Source organism: Alteromonas sp. KUL17, from assembly GCF_006538305.1.
Classification (GTDB): Bacteria; Pseudomonadota; Gammaproteobacteria; order Enterobacterales; family Alteromonadaceae; genus Alteromonas; species Alteromonas macleodii.
The window spans coordinates 161,501-180,461 of record NZ_BJKJ01000002.1; the positions used below are offsets into that span (position 1 = coordinate 161,501).

The 18,961-nt window shown below is 44.9% G+C and carries 10 protein-coding genes; 4 read left to right on the plus strand and 6 right to left on the minus strand.

Annotated elements, in window-relative coordinates; translation table 11 throughout:
* Window positions 1-93 precede the first annotated feature (93 nt).
* From KUL49_RS02505 to KUL49_RS02515, 3 genes are all read right to left on the minus strand, one after another.
* Window positions 94-1,440: a Na+/H+ antiporter NhaC family protein gene (locus KUL49_RS02505; protein ID WP_131136201.1), complete on the minus strand. Its 1,347-nt coding sequence runs from the start codon at window positions 1,438-1,440 to the stop codon at window positions 94-96.
* 455 nt (window positions 1,441-1,895) lie between these two features.
* Complete coding sequence (locus tag KUL49_RS02510) at window positions 1,896-3,158, minus strand: helix-turn-helix domain-containing protein (protein ID WP_131136202.1); 1,263 nt, start codon at window positions 3,156-3,158, stop codon at window positions 1,896-1,898.
* An 88-nt stretch (window positions 3,159-3,246) separates the two neighbouring features.
* Entirely contained in the window at window positions 3,247-4,158 is a 912-nt protein-coding gene (locus tag KUL49_RS02515; RefSeq protein ID WP_131136203.1) for a diguanylate cyclase domain-containing protein, read from the minus strand.
* A 374-nt stretch (window positions 4,159-4,532) separates the two neighbouring features.
* On the opposite strand from KUL49_RS02515, the gene KUL49_RS02520 reads away from it, so the two are divergent.
* Window positions 4,533-7,238, plus strand: coding sequence for a TonB-dependent receptor (locus KUL49_RS02520; protein WP_131136204.1), 2,706 nt, complete (start codon window positions 4,533-4,535; stop codon window positions 7,236-7,238).
* A gap of 144 nt (window positions 7,239-7,382) precedes the next feature.
* Window positions 7,383-9,713, plus strand: a complete 2,331-nt coding sequence (locus tag KUL49_RS02525; RefSeq protein ID WP_131136205.1) for a phytase — start codon at window positions 7,383-7,385, stop codon at window positions 9,711-9,713.
* A gap of 179 nt (window positions 9,714-9,892) precedes the next feature.
* Here the strand turns inward: KUL49_RS02525 and KUL49_RS02530 are convergent, their stop codons facing one another.
* The 3 genes from KUL49_RS02530 to KUL49_RS02540 form a co-directional block, all read right to left on the minus strand.
* On the minus strand, window positions 9,893-10,312 hold the full coding sequence (locus KUL49_RS02530; RefSeq protein ID WP_014949170.1) for a CBS domain-containing protein: 420 nt from the start codon (window positions 10,310-10,312) through the stop codon (window positions 9,893-9,895).
* A 180-nt stretch (window positions 10,313-10,492) separates the two neighbouring features.
* A complete protein-coding gene (locus tag KUL49_RS02535) occupies window positions 10,493-11,560 on the minus strand; it encodes an isoaspartyl peptidase/L-asparaginase family protein (protein ID WP_131136206.1) in 1,068 nt (355 codons plus the stop codon).
* Window positions 11,561-11,709: 149 nt separating this feature from the next.
* Window positions 11,710-15,492, minus strand: a complete 3,783-nt coding sequence (locus KUL49_RS02540) for an ATP-binding protein (RefSeq protein WP_131136207.1) — start codon at window positions 15,490-15,492, stop codon at window positions 11,710-11,712.
* Window positions 15,493-15,733: 241 nt separating this feature from the next.
* Between KUL49_RS02540 and sbcB the strand changes: the two genes are divergently transcribed.
* Both sbcB and KUL49_RS02550 read left to right on the plus strand, forming a co-directional pair.
* Window positions 15,734-17,164: an exodeoxyribonuclease I gene (gene sbcB / locus KUL49_RS02545; protein WP_131136208.1), complete on the plus strand. Its 1,431-nt coding sequence runs from the start codon at window positions 15,734-15,736 to the stop codon at window positions 17,162-17,164.
* A 127-nt stretch (window positions 17,165-17,291) separates the two neighbouring features.
* Window positions 17,292-18,947 carry a FapA family protein gene (locus tag KUL49_RS02550; RefSeq protein ID WP_131136209.1) on the plus strand — a complete coding sequence of 552 codons (1,656 nt, stop codon included), beginning with the start codon at window positions 17,292-17,294 and terminating at the stop codon, window positions 18,945-18,947.
* The last annotated feature ends 14 nt before the right edge of the window (window positions 18,948-18,961 follow it).

An 18,961-nucleotide genomic window follows, 5' to 3' on the forward strand; every position in this document is an offset into this window, starting at 1 on the left:
TCCTAAAGCGTGTTTCTAATCATCAATAAAATTCGGGCGGTGATCCTAGAAGATACCGCCCTAAAAAGCCAGCGTGTTAAGCGTTACGAGAATTTAAGCGCTTTGGGTTAATTCATCGTCTTGGGGCGTTTTAAAACGGGGAAAACCGAACCAAATGGCCGCCACACCAAACACGAAAATCAGCATGGGATACCAGCAGTACGGTGTAATAGCTAACGGTGAAATACCTACTACGGCCGCGGCACTTAAAAGCTGCGCACCGTAAGGGACTAAACCTTGGAAACTGCACGAAAAGATATCCAAAAGTGATGCGGTACGACGAGGGTCAACACCGTATTTTTCATTTAAGTCTTTAGCAATTGGACCTGCGGTAACAATCGCAATAGTGTTGTTCGCCGTTGTAATGTCCAAAAAGCTAACCAAACCAGCAATACTGAACTCAGCGCCTTTCTTTGACGTGACCTTACGAGTTAAGCGCTCGATTAACCATGTTATACCGCCGTTAGCGTGCATAAGCGCCACAATACCGCCTATGGTTATAGCGATCATCGCTAAGTCTTGCATCCAGCCCATCCCTTTTTGGATGCTCTGCATCATTGAAAGTGGCGTAAAGCTGCCTTGCAGCAAGCCTACTACACAGGCACTGGCAATACCCACTGCAAGTACGCTAATGACGTTAAACCCTGTTAGCGCAAAAGCGATAATGCACAAGTACGGTACTATGCGCCAAAAATCGTAGCTGCCACCTTCAACAATACCTGAAGTATCAACATCCACCATAAGCAGCAACGCCATGGTGACAATGCATGCCGGCACAGCAACCATTAAGTTTGCCTTAAACTTGTCTTTTAGCTGTACGCCTTGGGTCCGGGTTGCGGCAATGGTGGTGTCTGAAACAAACGAGAGGTTATCACCAAACATTGCGCCCCCCACCACAATACCCAGCGCCATTTCCACCGGCAGCCCTAAACTTGTGGCAAGGCCCGCACCTATTGGCGAGAGCGCGGTAATGGTGCCCATGGACGTACCCATTGAAAATGATATGAAACAACAAATCAAAAACAGGCCAGGCAGTATAAGCGCCGAGGGCACAAATTGTAGTGCCATGTTGACCGTGGCATCTCGAGCGCCAATATCAATAGTCACCGCATAGAATGCACCGGCTAACAGGAATATAAGCACCAAGAGAATAATGTTTTTATCGCCACCGCCTTTGCAAAACGTTTGTACTTTTTCAGAGAAGCTGACCTTTTTCCCTTTCGGGTTTAAACATAGGCCGTACCCAGCGCTGATAAAGAAAGCAACCAAAATAGGCATTGCGGTAATATCATTTGTGGTAACTCCTGTCACTACAACAAGAATCACAAAAAGCAAAATTGGCGTTAAACCTAGCGGGTTGGGTGCGATAGAATTTGGTGCAATGTCATTATTTTCGTGCACAGAACACTCTCTTTTGGGTTTTATTGCGTGACTGCAAAAGTTTAAAGGCTACGCTGAAAAGCCACCTGCCGGTTGCGAATGCGTAAAAAAAGCTTCAACGAAACCATATTGTGACGGTCTTGAACCGTAAAAAGCTAAGGCAGCAAAGGATAAAAGTTTTTTGCGACATTGAAAAGGGATTTACTTTCTAACGACTCTCTCAGCTGCATTGTGCAAAACGCCGCCATTAACTCAGATTTTGAATTTCTGATTAGATGAGACGACAGCCGTTTGGCGGTTGAAGGCGTGTTTAGCCTAGTTTTTTAGTCTTATTGCATAGCGGTGTGGCCTAGTTCTTTTTTATAGCTTTATCGCATAGCTTTGTGGCATAGGTCTTTTTTACAGCCGTATTGCATAGCTGTGTGGCATAGATCTTTTACGCAGGAATGTGCATAGGCACACTTTAGTCATTCTCGTTAAATTCTCAGTTCGCTAGGAGTTTTACCGGTAAGCCTTTTTACCGTACGTCTAAAGTTAGGTAAATCGTTAATGCCCATTGCATTGGCCGCCGTCTCGTTACTCACTTTGTGCACCGAAAGAAGTAAAAGTGCATGATTGCGCTGTACTTCCTCGCAGAGCGCGCGATAGCTAGTACCGTATTCCTTTAATTTCCGCTTAAGCGTAGCCACACTGATATCAAAAGCATCCGCCAATTCAGGTAACCCGATATTTGATGCCTGTGTGCTTGAGGACACATAAACATAACGCCTCACAAAATCAGGCAAAGACAAACGATTATGTAAATCAACAGAAGCCCTTTCTTTTATTTGCGTTGTACTTTCATTAAAACAGTCTTTCGACGATACCTGCGAACCAGCAGAGCAATTCGGCTGAACTGCCTTCTCCAAAGGTTCGCGTAATACATCTTTTTCAATGCAAATACTGTTAAAAGGGCGATTAAACGATAACTTAAGTCCAAGGTGGGTTTCGTAATCAGCAATATTTTTTGGTCGACTCCCGGTAAAAGTAAAAGACAAACGCAATCGCTTGTTTGCAATACTTTTCATGAGTGCGACAACGGTTGCGAATGCCACTTCAATGATGAACTGAAGTTGCTTGCTGCTTACCCCGGTGAACTGAGGCACTAAGATTATATGATCGGCGGTTTCAAAACGCTGAAACTGGCACAGCGGTAAGCTACACCACCTGAATGTATGGCGTTGAGTCAGCTGTAAAAGTAGCTGCTCAACATCCTCACATGATTTAAGCACACTAAGTGGACTAAATAGCCACTGCGACGCCAAAGCCCCTCCCAGCAAAAAACTAACATCGCCGCCTTTTGCTTGGTTTTGAACATTCACTAACAGCGATGAATATTGATTTATGCTTAAGAGTGTATTGGGTTTCAGCGCATCTTCAAAAATGCCGGTACCGCGCAACAGCTTATTTTTATTAGCGCCACGAGACAGCGACACATTGAGTACCGCCTGTACCAACCAATACCCAAAGATCACTTTCTCTTGGCTAGACATCACTACGTTATCACTACCAGAGACACCCACGCCAAGCCCATCAGCACCGCCATTTACAGAGACACCCACGCCAAGCCCAACAGCATCGTCATTTACAGAGACACCCACGCCAGATAGACCTGTTAAATAACGACGCTGAGCTACTGCTGCTTTCTCTTCGTCAGCAGAATCTCGTAGTGCGTTGAGTCGTGGTAACGTTAAATCCATGAGTTACTCGCTGCAGGCATCTTCATTTATCTTCACCGGTTACCCTTACCTATTACTTTCGCCAAATACACCGACCAAACCGGCCTAGTTACGCTGCGCTGTCATGGGCCCGCTCAAGTTTTGAGAGCATGGTGTTGAGCACAGTTGCAAGGCGTTGGTTGGATAGCAAAGTCACTTGAGTACTGCGTGCTGTGGTGTAAATAGCGTTTGCATTTTGGCTGTGTCTAAACGCAAGGTGCTGAATGCTCACTTTGATATCGTTGAGGATAACGTCGGCCTGCATGGGCGAGACGTCGGGCATCAGAATAGCAAATCGGTCACCGGCATAGCGGCACGCTAAATCTTGCTGACGCAAATTCATGATCACCAATTGCGCAATGTCGTGCAGATACCTATCGCCTTCTGTGTACCCATGTTTTTGGTTAAATAAAGAGAAGTTGTTAATATCGATAATAGCGATAACCGCCGACTTTCCCGACTGCTGTAGCTTATTAATTTGTGCTTTCCAATACTCTGCGCGGTAAAGTTGAGTGATTGGATCGATGGCATCGTGATCGCGAAAATCCCATTCTCGACGTCGTAATTGTAAATTCAATGCGCGCTGCTCTAAATGCCACTGATACAGTGCCGCTGTCATCACTACCATACCCACAGCCGCTGGGAAAGACTCGATCATACTTATCCAATAAGCCGCGTCTGGATAATGAAAAAACTCATCTAAGAAATCTAAGCTGACCGAGAATAAGAAGAGGCCGAGCCCGACAGTGAGAAGACTGGTTACTTTGCCGGGAGGACGGCTGGCAAGCGCAGCTAGCATCCACGCCAAAGTTAAAAAAGCAATGCTTCCCTCCCCCACAATATCGAGGCCTGATATCACGGTGCTTTCTTTTGCATTGCCAAACATAAAAGCTAAACAAACCGCTAACGCCACTACGCAAAATGTAAATGCTAGCCAAAGCTTGTGATGCCTAAATTGTGTTGAATTTGTAAAGGTAAACATAGTGCTCTCTTTGGAAATCTCTTGAATTGGATACATCACGCGTTAGTCCGGTCAGCGCCAGCGTTTATAACAAAACGAGAGTCTTGCCCAAATCTGATGAAACTGTCGAGGGTCAGTTTGGCTCAGCAATGTGACATCTTGATGGCAGCGAACTTTAGGAGCATAAAAAAAGACACACAAACCAAACAAAATCAGTAATTTAAGCAAGGGTCAATTTAGCTCAGCCAATTGCAAATAGGCGACAATTACCGATTGTGTACCGCTTGTTCCATCAAATCGTCATATAACTGTCATGCAGGATTCTTAGGGTACTCATTCACTTACTTAGCACTTATTCAAAACGCCTTTTTACTGCTTAATTAATTGGAAAATAAATGAAAATTAAAACCGCGTACTCTTCTCTAACACTTGCCTGCATAGCGGCAATGGGCCTTAGCGTCGCTACACCTGCTTCAGCTGCTGATGGCATAATTATCGGTTCAGTAAAAGACGCCGCACAGACGCGCAGCTATACCGGTGCTCAAATTAAGCTTAAAGAATTAGGACTAGTTACTGAAGCAGGCACAGACGGTACATTTCGGTTTCCATCTATTCCAGAGGGTACTTACACGCTAGAAATTTCTTATCTTGGTGAGGAAACGGTTACGCAAGCGATAAAAGTGACAGACAACGGCATTGCGCGCTCAGCCGTGGAGTTTGGCAGCGGCGATACCATCGATGAGATCTTGGTACGTGGTCAACGAAGCGGTCAGGCAAGTGCCATAAACCAGCAGCGAACGTCAGATCGTATTTCATCTATTGTATCCGCAGATGCCATTGGACAATTTCCAGACCAAAATGCTGCTGAGTCGTTACAGCGTTTACCTGGCTTGTCAATTGAGCGAGATCAGGGTGAAGGTCGTTTCGTCGGCATACGCGGTATCGACCCCAACTTGAATAACGTAACCATTAACGGCTTGAATGTTCCCTCGCCTGAATCAGGCGTACGTTCAGTAGCCCTTGACGTCATTCCCTCTGAACTCATCCAAACGTTAGAGGTATCTAAATCGGTAACGCCCGATATGGACGGAGACGCCATTGGTGGTTCAGTCGCGGTGAAAAGCGTGAGTGCGTTTGATAAGGCTCGAGATACCGCGAGCGTAACCGTGCAAGCCAGTCAAAATGATTTACGCGATGAAACCAGTCCAAAGCTTTCTGGTACGTTTACCAAGAAGCTTTCGCCCGAATGGGGGGTGGCAGGCGCCATTTCCTACTTTGACCGAGATTTTGGTTCAGACAATGTTGAAAGTAACGGTGACGATGAGCTTGAGCAACGTCACTACACGATCACTCGCGAACGTTTGGGTAGTGCGTTAAATATCGATTTTCGTCCTGACTTCAACAACCAATACTTTCTTCGCACACTTTACAGTGAGTTTTCTGACGACGAATACCGTCAAGGTAATATATTCACGTTCGATGGCGAAGACTCAGAAATAGAAAGAGAAAGTAAAGACCGCTTTGAAAGTCAGAGTATTTTTACTGTGGCGTTAGGTGGTGAACACCAATTAGATACCTGGAAAGCAAACTGGCAGCTCGGTTATGCAAAGTCTGATGAAGACGAGCCAGATGCACTGTATTACGTATTCAAAACTGAAAATGACAGTATTGACGCAGACTTAAATACTATGCGTCCAACCGTGTCACAAAACGCTGATGCCATGGACTTATCAACCTACGAGGTCGATGAGATCAGCTTTGAAGATAACTACACGAAAGATACCGAAACCAGTATTAAACTCGACGCCGCCCGCCCCATCAACCTTGGTGGCTATATCGGTGAGTTAAAAATTGGCTCGAAATACCGAAGCCGAGAAAAAGACCGCGACAGCAGCATCGCTATTTTTGATGGAGACTTCGACGACTTAGACGCTTCGCAATTCGGAGCTGCCAGTCCAGACTACTCTCTTGATAACTTTGGGCCTGGGCTTAATCGAAGTGAAATGCGTAACTACTTTAACGAAAACCGCGAGAGCTTGGAATTAGACAGCCTAAATTCTGAAGTAGAGTCTCGTGGCGCGACCTATGTGAATGAAGAGGATATTTTTGCCGCTTATATCATGGGCAGCATAGATATAAATAAACTTCATTTGGTAGCAGGGGTTCGCTATGAACGTACTGACTTTTCTACATCGGGTATGCGAGTAGAGCTTGTAGAAAACGAAGAAACCGACGTGGAAGAAGTGGTAAATACGCGATGGGAAGCAGAGCGCGACTACGATCATTGGTTACCCAGTGTAAATGCCAGATACACTGTTTCAGATAAACTTCAGCTTCGCGCTGCCTACACCCAAACTATTTCAAGACCAAAATTTGAAGATGTAGCGGCATTTCAAATCATCGAGAGTAAAACGGAAGAAGATGATGGCGTATTTGTGACCGAACGAGAGGCGGAAGTTGGCAACCCTGACCTTCAGCCTTACGAAGCACAAAACGTTGATTTGTCGATTGAATACTATCCAGGTGACATCGGTGTAATTTCAGCAGGGCTGTTCTACAAGAATATTGATAACTTCGTTGTGTACGCTGATGTTGCAGATACAACCGGTTGGGAAGGTTTTGAAGAGGTCATACAGCCAATTAACGGCGACTCTGCCAATTTAACCGGCTTAGAACTTTCTTGGGTGAAAGCTTTCAATAACGGTTTTATTGTTTCCGCCAATGCTACTTTTAGCGATTCTGAAGCGACTACCTTCTTAGATGGCGAAAAATTTGAAACCCAGTTACCAAATCAATCAGACCGTATTGGCAACATCACCATTGGGTACGAAGCGAATGACTTCAGTGTACGTCTAGCCACCACCTATAAAAGCGACAATTTCGAAGAGATTGATGGTGACATGCTCAGATTTGAAGACGACCACGTACAGGTTGATTTCATGGCGCGCTACTACATCAACGACAGCATGCAGGTGTATTTCAACGGCATCAACTTAGGTGACGAACCTTTCTACAACTATTTCGATACGCGCAACCAAAACGCGCAGTATGAAGAATACGGCCGCACGTTCGAACTTGGCTTTACTTGGCAGCTTAACTAGGCAGGTATATCGAAAGTTAATTATTGAGTTTGAAGGCCGTAGGTAATTTGGCCTTCAAACCTGCTCTTAATAATCTGTAAGCCATGTTTTAGTCGATGCGCCATGCATGGTTTGATCTCAGTAAGTTTCAGGACAATAACAACAATGACCAATCAGCGTCACACCAAAACAGTTTTTAAAACCACAATTACCACAGCGGCACTTTCAAGCGCACTTTTGACGTTGTTCGGTTGCGCAGCCTCTCACGGTACCAATACCAGCGCAGATAGCAGTGCAAATACCAGCGCAAATATCAAGTTAGCGCACAGCGAAAGCCAGCTAGTAAAAGCAGAAAGCCAAGGCATCGCATTACCGCTAACAAAGCTAAAAAATGGTTTAGGCCTGACTCTGCACTACCAAACGCACGCCGACCATTCTAACACCCAAAGCGCTTACAAAGACGCTTACAAAGACACCCATACTAACAACACTAGCAAGGACGCCCGCGCCAACAACAAACATAAAGTTTATGATGACACCCACGCTATCAACATTAATGTTAACGAACATAAGGGTATTTCACTAAGTAACTCTGAAGGAAAAAAACACTTCATTGCGGGACATTACACCTTAGCACGTGCCGAAGTTGTGGAATCTAATTCAAAACAATGGGTGTCTTTAGTAGTGTTCAATAACAACACCCAGTACATAGAGGTGTATCGCATTAACGCCGCGTCTCTTGAGGTTTACCAACCGCAAACCCACTTGACCAAAGGTTCTGAAGCCATTTGTGCTACAACATCAAGCGCTGGCGAACTGCAAATTGTTAATATCGATGCAACCGGCACGCTTAATCAGTATGAATTTTACAACGGGCGTTTTTTATCGCTTAGAGACTTTGCGATAGGTCCAGGCATTAAAAGTTGCGCGATAAATGCCAACACCGAAACGCTATACCTTGCTGACGAATTTGCCGGTGTGTGGCAATTAGATACCGATATTGAAAGTGAGCTAGCAAAAACCCTTATTTTTCACAATCAAGATGTTGCCATTGAAGGTGTAGCCACCCTATCTTCAACGACGGTAGATGGCGTGGATATCGCTGCCTGGGTGAGCCCGGATGCCAGCGGGGTATGGCTTAAAGCGCCATGTCTTACGGAATTTGTCTCGCTAATGAATACGGCGAACGAAAGTAACTCAGCAGCTCGCCAGTTAAAAGCAAACAACAGGTCTACTTCTATTCAGCCTGAATTCGTTCACCTGTCGTTAAGTGAAGAAGGCACACACATTTCTCTTGTTGTTGATGATGATGAATCAGGCGACGTGTTTTCTGCCGAACTTCCCTCAAAACTAAGCGCAGCTTTACTTCATCGACAATGCGGCACCGATTTTAAAGCTACCTCGCCAAAAGAAAATCACATGGAGAAGGCATATACAAATAACAGCGCATCCCAACATGCAAACCTCACTATCAAGGTTAAACCCGATGTTGAAACTGACCCTGTGGAAAATCATGGCGACGCTGCTGACGACCCAGCCATTTGGGTCAACTCGCACAGCGCTTCACAAAGCCGCATAATCGGCACCGACAAAAAAGGCGCATTAAATAGCTATGACTTAGACGGCAAGCTAGTGCAAAGCCTTCCTGTTGGCAGAGTGAATAACGTTGATGTGGGATACAAGGTATCTGTGGCAGAAACCAAAGCTCGGCAAAGCGATACGCCACTTATCGATATCGCAGTGGCATCAAACCGGTCGAATAACAGTTTGTCTGTATTTGAAATAGATAAACGCGGTCATATGACTCAACTTGGCCACATAAGCACTACACTCAATGATATATACGGCATGTGTCTGTTTGTGTCAGGCGGAATAGCTCATGTATTTGCTAACGACACCAGTGGCCGCTTCGAACGATATAGCGTGTCTATCTCCCCAGACAAAGCTGTTGATGGACATTTAACACAGTCCTTTTCACTGCCCTCACAGCCAGAAGGATGTGTTGTGGATACTAAAACGAGCACGGCATACTTAGGTGAGGAAGGTGCTGGGATTTGGGCCTTGGATATTACTTCAAACAGCAATCAGCCTCAGTTCATCGCTGAGATAGAAGCCCCGGTAGAAGCTGATATTGAAGGGCTGGCTCTGTTTGATGTAGATTCACAAACTTACCTAATCGCATCTAGTCAGGGTAATAACAGCTATGCTATCTATCACGTACACACTGAGAACCCTGAAGTCTTGGAACTGATGGGGCTTGTTCAAATTACGGCAGATAAAGCCACGCAAATTGACGGCGTGTCGGAAACAGATGGGCTTGATGTAACCAACGCTAACTTGGGAGGAAGGTTCACCGAAGGGCTTTGGGTAGTACAAGATGGAAGAAACGTCATGCCTAGCGAGACCCAAAACTTTAAGCTAGTTGCTGGTGCTTCACTTAAAGATGCGATCAGAAAATTAGCGAGCGCCAAGCGTGAACGCCACTCACACATGTAACAAATAATACGAAAAGTAAATAAGAAGGAGGCGTTAAGCAAGTTAACGCCTCCTTTCTGGTATATGATAAATGCATGGTGCCGCACCAGCTTCTGGCCTTTCTAACCCAGCGCCGCACCTTCATTCATTACGCTACCTGCAGCGCTAAATCCTACCAAGCTAAATTAAAGTGCGTTAGTCTAGCCCGCGCGCTGGTATCCATCATTTAATTGAACATCAATAGCCCGTAGCACTGCCGTTCGATTAATTGAGCCTAACAGTACCCCGTCATCATCAACAATGGGGTAAACTCTCGGCTTTTCCTTTAACAGCAACTGCGCTAACTCTATTACCGACATATAAGGTTTGATAGAAATCACAGGGGTTTTCATGATTTCCCCTACTCTACAAATTTGTTCGCGATAGTAGCTTGACGCAATCATTTGAGCGATACAGTCTTGCTCAGACAAAAAGCCCACCACTCTACCTTTGCTATCGAGTACCGGACCACCACTCTGCCCACTGGCTAATAACACTTCGACAGCCTGCGCAACGGGCATATCGACATTAAGCTTCACTGGGTGAGTATTCATATAATCACTGACTTGCAACGATTCCATTTTCAATTCTCCAGCCGTGGCGCCTAATGTGACCGATACTGCGACTTAATTGGCGTTACGGCACTTCAATTATTTTTAACCACATGTGAAAGCAATTTTCCCCCACACTTTAAGATTAGACGTTTCGTTGCATACAAGCCAGCACATTTAACATTAAAATAACAAATAGTTTTTCAGTGATCAGTCCTTGTAAATTGCCACTTTAACTTTACCATTTATGTCAACACTAGCGCGGTACATACCCGCAGAATTGAAAGGCATAGCGACGTTACCTTTAGCGTCAATAGCAATCACACCGCCATCGCCACCGGCGTTTACAAGTACGTCGTTAACTACAGTGTTCGCAGCGTCATTTAACGTTAAACCCTGGTACTTCATTCGCGCACAAATATCTGCTGCCACGTTGTATCGAATAAAATATTCACCATGTCCTGTGGCCGATACCGCGCAGCTTTCATTGTCGGCATAGGTACCCGCTCCAATAACAGGCGAGTCTCCAATACGTCCATACCGTTTAGCCGTCATTCCGCCAGTGGATGTTCCCGCGACAATGTTGCCCTCTCGGTCCAATACTACGGCTCCAACAGTGCCAAAGCGCTCGTTGCCTTGCTGCGAACCGTAACCACTCGATACCTGCTGCATACGTGCTTTCGCTTTATCTAAAGCCTGTTTGCGAAACTCGGTATCAAAAACGGTGTTGTCTACCTGTTCAAGGCCGTTTTCTTTTGCGTAATCTTCAGCGCCTCTCCCAGAAAGCATAACGTGTGGAGATTCATTCATTACCAATAACGCAGCCTCTATTGGGCTTCTTATTGTTTTCACCCCCGCAACAGCACCTGCATTTTTACTGCCGCCGTGCATTATCGACGCATCAAGCTCGTGCTCACCGTCGAAGGTATATACCGCACCTATGCCAGCATTAAACAAAGGCGAGCTTTCAAGAATTTTGATGGTTTCTACTACCGCCACTTCACCTTTTTCGCCTTTCTGCAACAACGCGTAGCCATGCTGCACCGCTTGGGTTAATACTCTTTTATAGTCCGCTTCTTTTTCTGGCGTCATCGATGATTTTAAAATGGTTCCTGCACCGCCATGAATAGCGATAGCTACGGGTGTTTCTCCTAATTGTTTGGAATCATCCGCTATTGCGGGAACACTCGTAATGGCAAACGACGCAGCAAGCGCGCCTATTGCATAAAGTGCATGTCGAACTTTATTGGGCTGGCGAAAAATACGAAATGGGTTCAAAAGCTTTACTCCTAATAGCTACGTTTTACGTGCGCGCATAACCTGTGAGATGGTTTGACGACAGATTTCTAGAATCAATTCAACGCGCATCTGTTGATGCGATTTTTACGCGACCTTAGACGTAAGATGACACAATTAGCTTAGGTAGGCTAGGCTACCTCAAGGATCTCTAAGAAAGTATTAAGATCATCGGTGATGGAAGGGAGTAGCGCTTCAGCGTCTTCCCACTTTTTCGCCTTTGACAATTCCCATAAGCTCTCAAAGTCTCGTTGTAACTGTACGGCACCAATATCTGCAGACATACCTTTGAGCTTCAATGAAAGCACCTGAACCTTTTCGAAGTCTCGACTATCAACAGCCTGCTGAAGTAATTTAAGCTTGTCAGGCGCGCTTCTGGAATACAGGTCGCAGACACGAGAAAATAGCGCTTTATCGCCCATTATCCGAGCAATGGCATCGTCTTTTTCCCAACATCCATCAAGCTCCTCTGAATTGTTTTCATAAGCTTGAGTTTTACTGACGTTATCAATTTCAGCCTCCTTCTCCGAGCCCTCGCGAGCGGCGATATCATTAGCTATTTTCGCATTCTGTAACGTGGGGGCTATTTCTACTTCAGACTCTTTACTTGACTGAGCCTCTGTTCTTGAATGCGATAGCGTGTCGCAGTCCATTTCTTTTGAGATGGCACTCAACAAACTGTCAACCAGTGGAGGTTCGCTCGCAGTGATTCCGGTACCTGACCTCGTATCAGTATCGTTAAGCTCTGCACTTGCTAATGCCGTTATTTGATGTACTAACCATTGTTTCACTTTAGGAATAAGTACATCGGCCATGACAGGCTTTGTCGCAAAGTCGTCCATACCTGCCTCTAAACATTTCTCTTTTTCGCCGAGCATGGCATTGGCTGTCATGGCAATTATAGGTACATCTTTGTGCATCGCTCCTGCCTTACCTTCTCGTATGGCTCGGGTAGCGTCATAACCATTCATATTAGGCATCTGACAATCCATCAATATGCTGTGAATTCTGCGGCCTTTGCTTTCACATTTCGTCAAGAACGCCACAACTTCCTCACCATCGCTGCAGGTAAACAATTTAACAGGTAAACTTTCCAGCACTCCCTTCGCCACCTCGCGATTGATCATATTGTCATCAACTATCAATAAGTTGGCATTCTCAATAGACAATTGCTGCTCAGTATCGTCTGCTGCCTCTTCACCGTCTGAGATGTCCTCAGCTTTCCCTTTACCCGATGAGATATCTGATTGGTTTAATGTATATCCCGACAGAGCAGCGTCTAACCCTTGTTGGACAATTGCGAAACTCGACCTGAATAATGGCTTTGGCAAGTAAAGCGGCACAAGGTGATTGAAGTGGAAAGGTGTCCCTTCTAGTTTTTGAAGAATATAAACCACAGGTAACGAACCAGCGTCTTTAGTGGCAGCTTGTGCCTGCCATATATCATCTAGCTCACGAATGAGTGAACTGGCCTCGTCCACAATAATGGCATTAAATTGCGTCCAAGGTACTGTTCCTAACTCAGAATGCTTACCTAATACTTGCGGCTCTGCACCGACGTGTAAGGCTAAACAACAGATGTTTTCCTCTAAAGGTGGATAACTTGCAGAAACACCAATTGTGATCCCGTTAAGCAGCATACTTTCGTTTTCCACCGCCATTTTATGCTCGAACGCGCTGTCGTACGTTGTTTCAGGAAGAGTAACGAAAAATGAGAAGGTGCTGCCTATGTCAACTTCAGAATTGAACGTAATGTCTCCTCCCATAAGCTGGCTCAATTGCTTGCAGATAGACAAGCCAAGTCCGGTACCTCCGTATTGGGTAGCAACAGATGCATCAGCCTGCGTAAACGCGGTAAACAATTTGGGCTGATTTTCTTGTGCTATCCCTACGCCCGTGTCACATACGCTGAAATGAAGCTGTTGTGTCCCCGCATCTACATCACTTAACGATGCTTGTAGCTTTATATGCCCTTTTTCAGTGAATTTAATAGCATTGTTCAATAAATTACTAAGAATTTGGTTGATTCTGTGTGGATCTGAGTTTATTTCCACGGGGGGAAGACCTGTTGTGTCAACAAGAAGCTGTAGTCCTTTAGAAGCTGCCTTAACGGTAAAGACCTTGGCGATAGACTCGATAAGTGCAAGCGGGTCAAAATATTGATTATTAATATCAAGCTTGCCCGCTTCAATTTTAGACAAGTCGAGAACGTCGTTAATCAGCACGCTGAGATTGTTGCAGCTAATTTCCATCATGGAAACAAGCTGTTCAGCTTTCTCATTAAGGGGCTGACGCTTAAGTAGCGCCAACGAGCCAACTACCCCGTTTAACGGTGTTCTCATTTCATGGCTAATATTGGAAATAAAAGAGCTTTTAACACTGCTCGCTTTTCGCGCCTCTTCCGTCGCTTCAACAAGTTCTTTCGTCCTGCTTACCACTTTTTCTTCAAGCTTCAGGTTTACCCTTTCTATCGCGTCTTTTGCCTTGCGTTCGTCGGTCACATCTCTAATTACAACAGCAACGCCTGAAAACTGTGACTGTTCACCCCAAATGGTAGATGCGGTTATAAGTAGCGTGTGCTCTTCTTTTTCGTCATCGGTGTAAGGGGTTGTAAAGGTACTTTGCTTTCCGCCTTTGGTGAGAACCGATTCAAGCCCTAATAGAGAAAGCTCCTCAAATGACGAATAGTGATGATTTAAAATAAGCTGGCTTGGGATCCCAAAAAGTGACTCGGCTGCCATATTCCAACTTTTCACCACGCCAGCAGAATCTACGCTAAAAATCGCATCTTTAGATATAGCGATAATAGCAACGGACTCACCGCGCACCTTAGCCAGCTCAATGTTTTTACTGTTACTTCGGTGTACGAAGAGTAAAACGCTTACAAAAATTAGCGTAACTACCCCAATTACACTGTAAACGCTAATCCTCTTCTCATTGATAAGGGCTGCCACTTCTGACTGAGACAATGCCGTATGAAGAAAAAACGGGGCGGTTTGCTGATTTCCGTTTATCGTAAAAGCACGAGTGACCGTATACAAAGATGAGTTTGTCTGTGCGGTCTGTTTAATTTTAGCCCTGCCTATTTTCGAAGGGCTTTCGAACTCGCTCGCCCAATTCACCATTGGATTTAAATCTCTGGAGAAGGACTTATCACTGTCTGGATGACTGACAAAAAAGCCTTCACTGTCGGTAACAAATAGCAATTGATTGCCGACAAGCGTTTGTTCCATTTGCGACAGTAGAAACTGAGCGTTTACATTCATGATTATAAAACCATAACGCTCACCAGAGCTGCTGAAGATTGGAAGAGAAAGGCGAATAACGCTTTTATAAGGAAACTCGAGCTTCCCATATTCACGATTCAAATTGATATCTGAAATATAAAACTCGCCCTTATTGCGCTTAACACTCTCTATGAAGTAACTTCTCGCTGCTTTAGGTTGTAAATCGTTGTCCTTAACTACTAAAACACTTCCCCCGTTTCTTTCCACCCGAATAAACTCACTTCCATCCTCATTGGCTTGAATGATCCTTAATTGGTCGACTTCTTCGTTATTTTCGATAAAAGCAACGAAAATCGTTTCTAGTCGCTGCTTCCACTGTTCCAACGTCGTACCGTCTTTGGGGTCTAGATTTTCACTTTCAGTCGCGCGGACGATGCCGCTTATAGGTGGTGTCTGATGTAGAAAGTTAAGCGCATTGATATACTTTCTCACCTGAGAGTTTGCAGCATTTTCAGCACTGGCGGCACTCTCTTCTAATGCCGTGAAAGTTTGAGATTCAGCCGTCGCTTTGATATTACTTTCGAACAAACCAACAACAAGTACAACAAGCACTGTTGCAAGTACTAACGCTAAGCCTAAAGTACTCTTAGCTTCACTGATGGATGAACTGGATTTAAGGAACGACAAACAGGCAATATCCGTATAAATTTTGATAACTTAAAGCTAGTCATCATTTTGTTAATGCGCAAGTTTCGCGTGATACATCAAAACGCAAAATACTCAAAAAAAGACAATGATTAACGCGTTTTTTTAAGTCTTGCCGATGGCGAACAAGTAAATCACTGTTCATATTAACGCCAGCATTTGGTATTCAATTTCTCGCGGTGTACACTGCCATCAATATTTCTCTAACATCGCAATAGTGGTTATGCACACACCTACATTTTTGTGGCACGATTTTGAAACCTTTGGCACCAGCCCACAAAAAGATCTCCCCTGCCAATTCGCTGCAGTAAGAACTGATATGGATTTAAATGTGATTGGTAAACCCATAAATATCATGAGCGCCATTGCGAATGATTATTTACCACATCCAGAAGCGTGTTTGGTGACCGGCATAACACCGCAGCAAACCATTCGCGACGGTTCTAACGAAGCTGACTTCGCCGCGCGAATTTATCAGGAAATGTCGACGCCAAATACCTGTAGTGTGGGCTTTAATAGTATCCGATTCGACGATGAAGTTTCCCGCTACCTGTTTTATAGAAACTTTTACGACCCATATTCACGTGAATGGCGAAATGGCAATAGCCGTTGGGATATAATCGATTTAGCGCGAGCGTGCTATGCACTGAGACCCGATGGTATTAATTGGCCAAGCCGAGAAGATGGTGCACCAAGCTTTAAACTTGAGGCGTTAACTGCTGCTAATAACATTGGCCACGAAAACGCTCACGATGCTTTGAGTGACGTCTACGCCACAATAGCCCTTGCTAAACTGATAAAAGAGAAGCAGCCTCGCCTTTTCGATTATGCGCTGTCGTTACGCAGTAAACACACGGTTATGCAGCAAATTGATCTCACTAAACCATCGGTATTGCTTCATATCTCGTCTAAACTCCCAGCCTCTCAAGGCTGTTGCACTTGGGTTATGCCTGTGGCAAAGCACCCAACCAACAACAATGCATTTATCGCTATTGATTTATCGCATGACATTGACAGTTTAGTGAATGACACACCAGAAGAAATTAGACAGGCGCTTTATGCCCCGTCAGATACATTTGACGATGCGTTAGAAAGACCAGGGCTTAAGCTCATTCACGTCAACCGCTCGCCGTTTATTACCACAGCTAAAGCAATGACAGAAGACAATGCCGCACGACTAGGACTGGATCGCGAGCGCTGCTTAGACAATTACAAAGTACTTGCCAGTATGCCCGAACTCGCCACTAAAATCGTAGATGTCTATGATGACGACATTCAAAGTGGTGAACTGGATATAGATCACGCGCTATATAGTGGTGGGTTTCTTAATGACGAAGACAGAAGGTGGTGTGAGCGTGTAATTGAAGCACAGCCCGATGATTTAGCCACTCTGAGTGAAAAAACACAGCACGAAGGGCTCAGAAAGCAGTTATTTCGATACCGCGCTAGAAATTATCCTAATACACTGACCGCAGATGAAATGACCAGGTGGCAGCATCATCGCCAAGCTCGCTTGACTGATTCAGCTTTTCACGGCTCAATCACATTAGAAAACTATATGATGCGGTTGGAATCACTGGCGCATGAACACAGCGACAATCCTGAGAAGCAGGCCATTTTACGCGCACTTTACCAATATGCCGAAAACCTTTGACGGGCGTTTTAGAACGCCTTAAATTAGTAGATGAAAAAAATAGACAGGCCGAGAACAAGTCAACGTCAAGTAATCGATAGATGCCGCCGATAAAAAGAATACACGTGCGCAAGGGAATAAAGAAGTTATGAATGGCGTAACAATAAGCTTCGACAAATCAAGAACCTACATTAACTTACAGTTAAATCCTTCTGATTTCACGTCAGAAGTTGATAGTAGGGAAATAAGAAAGCAACTAGAGAGCGGTGAAACTAAGCGGCTGTATGTTTCTGAAAAAGCGTTAAAGTCGGCCTGTGATACAGCTAATCATTATTTCAAGACGGGTGATAGCACTGTCGTTCAGGAACGCGTTGGCGAGCGCAAAAATGCTGAAATTGAATTTCGCATTCCCGAGGATGGGATGCAGGCGAACCTTGTGCTGACCACACCCTATGGCGGTAAACTTCCCTCATTAAGTACCGTTAAATCTCTAGCAGTAAAAAACAGAATCATTCGTGGCTTAAGCACCAAAACCATTGAATCTATGCTTACCCAAGCAAGGCAGTCTCCTCCAGGCACAGTACTAGAGCAAATTGTCGCGAAGGGCCTACCAGCTAGAAATGGCAAAAACTCAAAATTTATTCCCCTGGTACCAAACGCACTTGAAAGGGTGTTAAAACCCCAGACGGGTGATGGCGAACGCGTGGACATGCGTAATTTAGGCGAAGTAATTTGCGTTAAAGTGAACACGCCTGTGCTGAGAAGAACCGAGCCAACTCAGGGCCGTTCTGGCTTCGATATCAAAGGGAATAAAATTCCAGCCGTTGCGGGCGAATGGGTTAACTTTAAAATGGGCAGCGGCACCGTGGTGTCCGACAGCGACGCCAATTTATTAATGTCTGCAATTTCTGGTATGCCGAAATACCGAGACCAGATAATGAACATTGACGATACCTTCATTTGTAGCGGCGTGAACGTTGGCTCTGGGCACGTGAATTACGAAGGTGCAGTATTGGTAAACGGCGATGTTACAGAGAAAATGCAAATCAAGGCCGCTGGTGATGTAACCATTAACGGCTTTGTGGAGTCGGCGTATATCGAGTCTGGCGGCGATATCATCATTACCGAAGGCGCGATGGGTAAAGTTAACGATACCCAAGGTGAATTCCAATGCCAACTAGTCGCAGCCGGCAGTATCCACGTTCAACACGGTCAAGGCATTGATATACAATGTAGCGGTAATATTACCGTTGGTCGTCAGTTGGCGTATAGTCGCCTGCGTTGCGGCGGCGCAGTCATAGTTGGACAAATTGATAAGCCCATGGGAAATCTATTTGCTTGTGACATTATCAGCCAAGATCGCGTTGAAGCTGGCACTTTAGGCGCTGTATCTGGCAGTACGTTGAAAGTTGATTTTAGCCCAGGCTTTAACCAATTGTTAGAGCGCAAAGACTCTTTAGATGAATTGTTGAAGCAAATTCGCGAAAACAATCTAAAACACAAAGAAAAGATTAACCTTATTCAAGGTAAGAAAGTGCCTAAAGAGCTTCAACGTAAAGTAGCTGAAGCGTTAGAGCTTTTTAACAATGAGAGCGCATTGCTGGAGTGGCTTGAAAACAAAGCCAACGACGTCAAAGCAGCAAAAGAAAACTACCAGTCAGATATAAAACTTATCGCAAACAAACGTCTTTATCCCGGAGTATCGGCGAAGCTTAATAACCGTAACTGGCGTTCTGAGCGAGAATACGACAGGGCGCAAATTCGTTACGATTCGCACCAATGGCACTACGACCCTTTAATTTGACCTAACTAGTTCAC

Excerpts from the sequence above, each read along its gene's own strand:
- KUL49_RS02530 (WP_014949170.1), bottom strand. The coding sequence starts at position 10,312 with ATGGAATCGTTGCAAGTCAGTGATTATATGAATACTCACCCAGTGAAG.
- KUL49_RS02520 (WP_131136204.1), top strand. The coding sequence starts at position 4,533 with ATGAAAATTAAAACCGCGTACTCTTCTCTAACACTTGCCTGCATAGCG.
- KUL49_RS02525 (WP_131136205.1), top strand. The coding sequence starts at position 7,383 with ATGACCAATCAGCGTCACACCAAAACAGTTTTTAAAACCACAATTACC.
- KUL49_RS02515 (WP_131136203.1), bottom strand. The coding sequence starts at position 4,158 with ATGTTTACCTTTACAAATTCAACACAATTTAGGCATCACAAGCTTTGG.
- KUL49_RS02510 (WP_131136202.1), bottom strand. The coding sequence starts at position 3,158 with ATGGATTTAACGTTACCACGACTCAACGCACTACGAGATTCTGCTGAC.
- sbcB (WP_131136208.1), top strand. The coding sequence starts at position 15,734 with ATGCACACACCTACATTTTTGTGGCACGATTTTGAAACCTTTGGCACC.
- KUL49_RS02550 (WP_131136209.1), top strand. The coding sequence starts at position 17,292 with ATGAATGGCGTAACAATAAGCTTCGACAAATCAAGAACCTACATTAAC.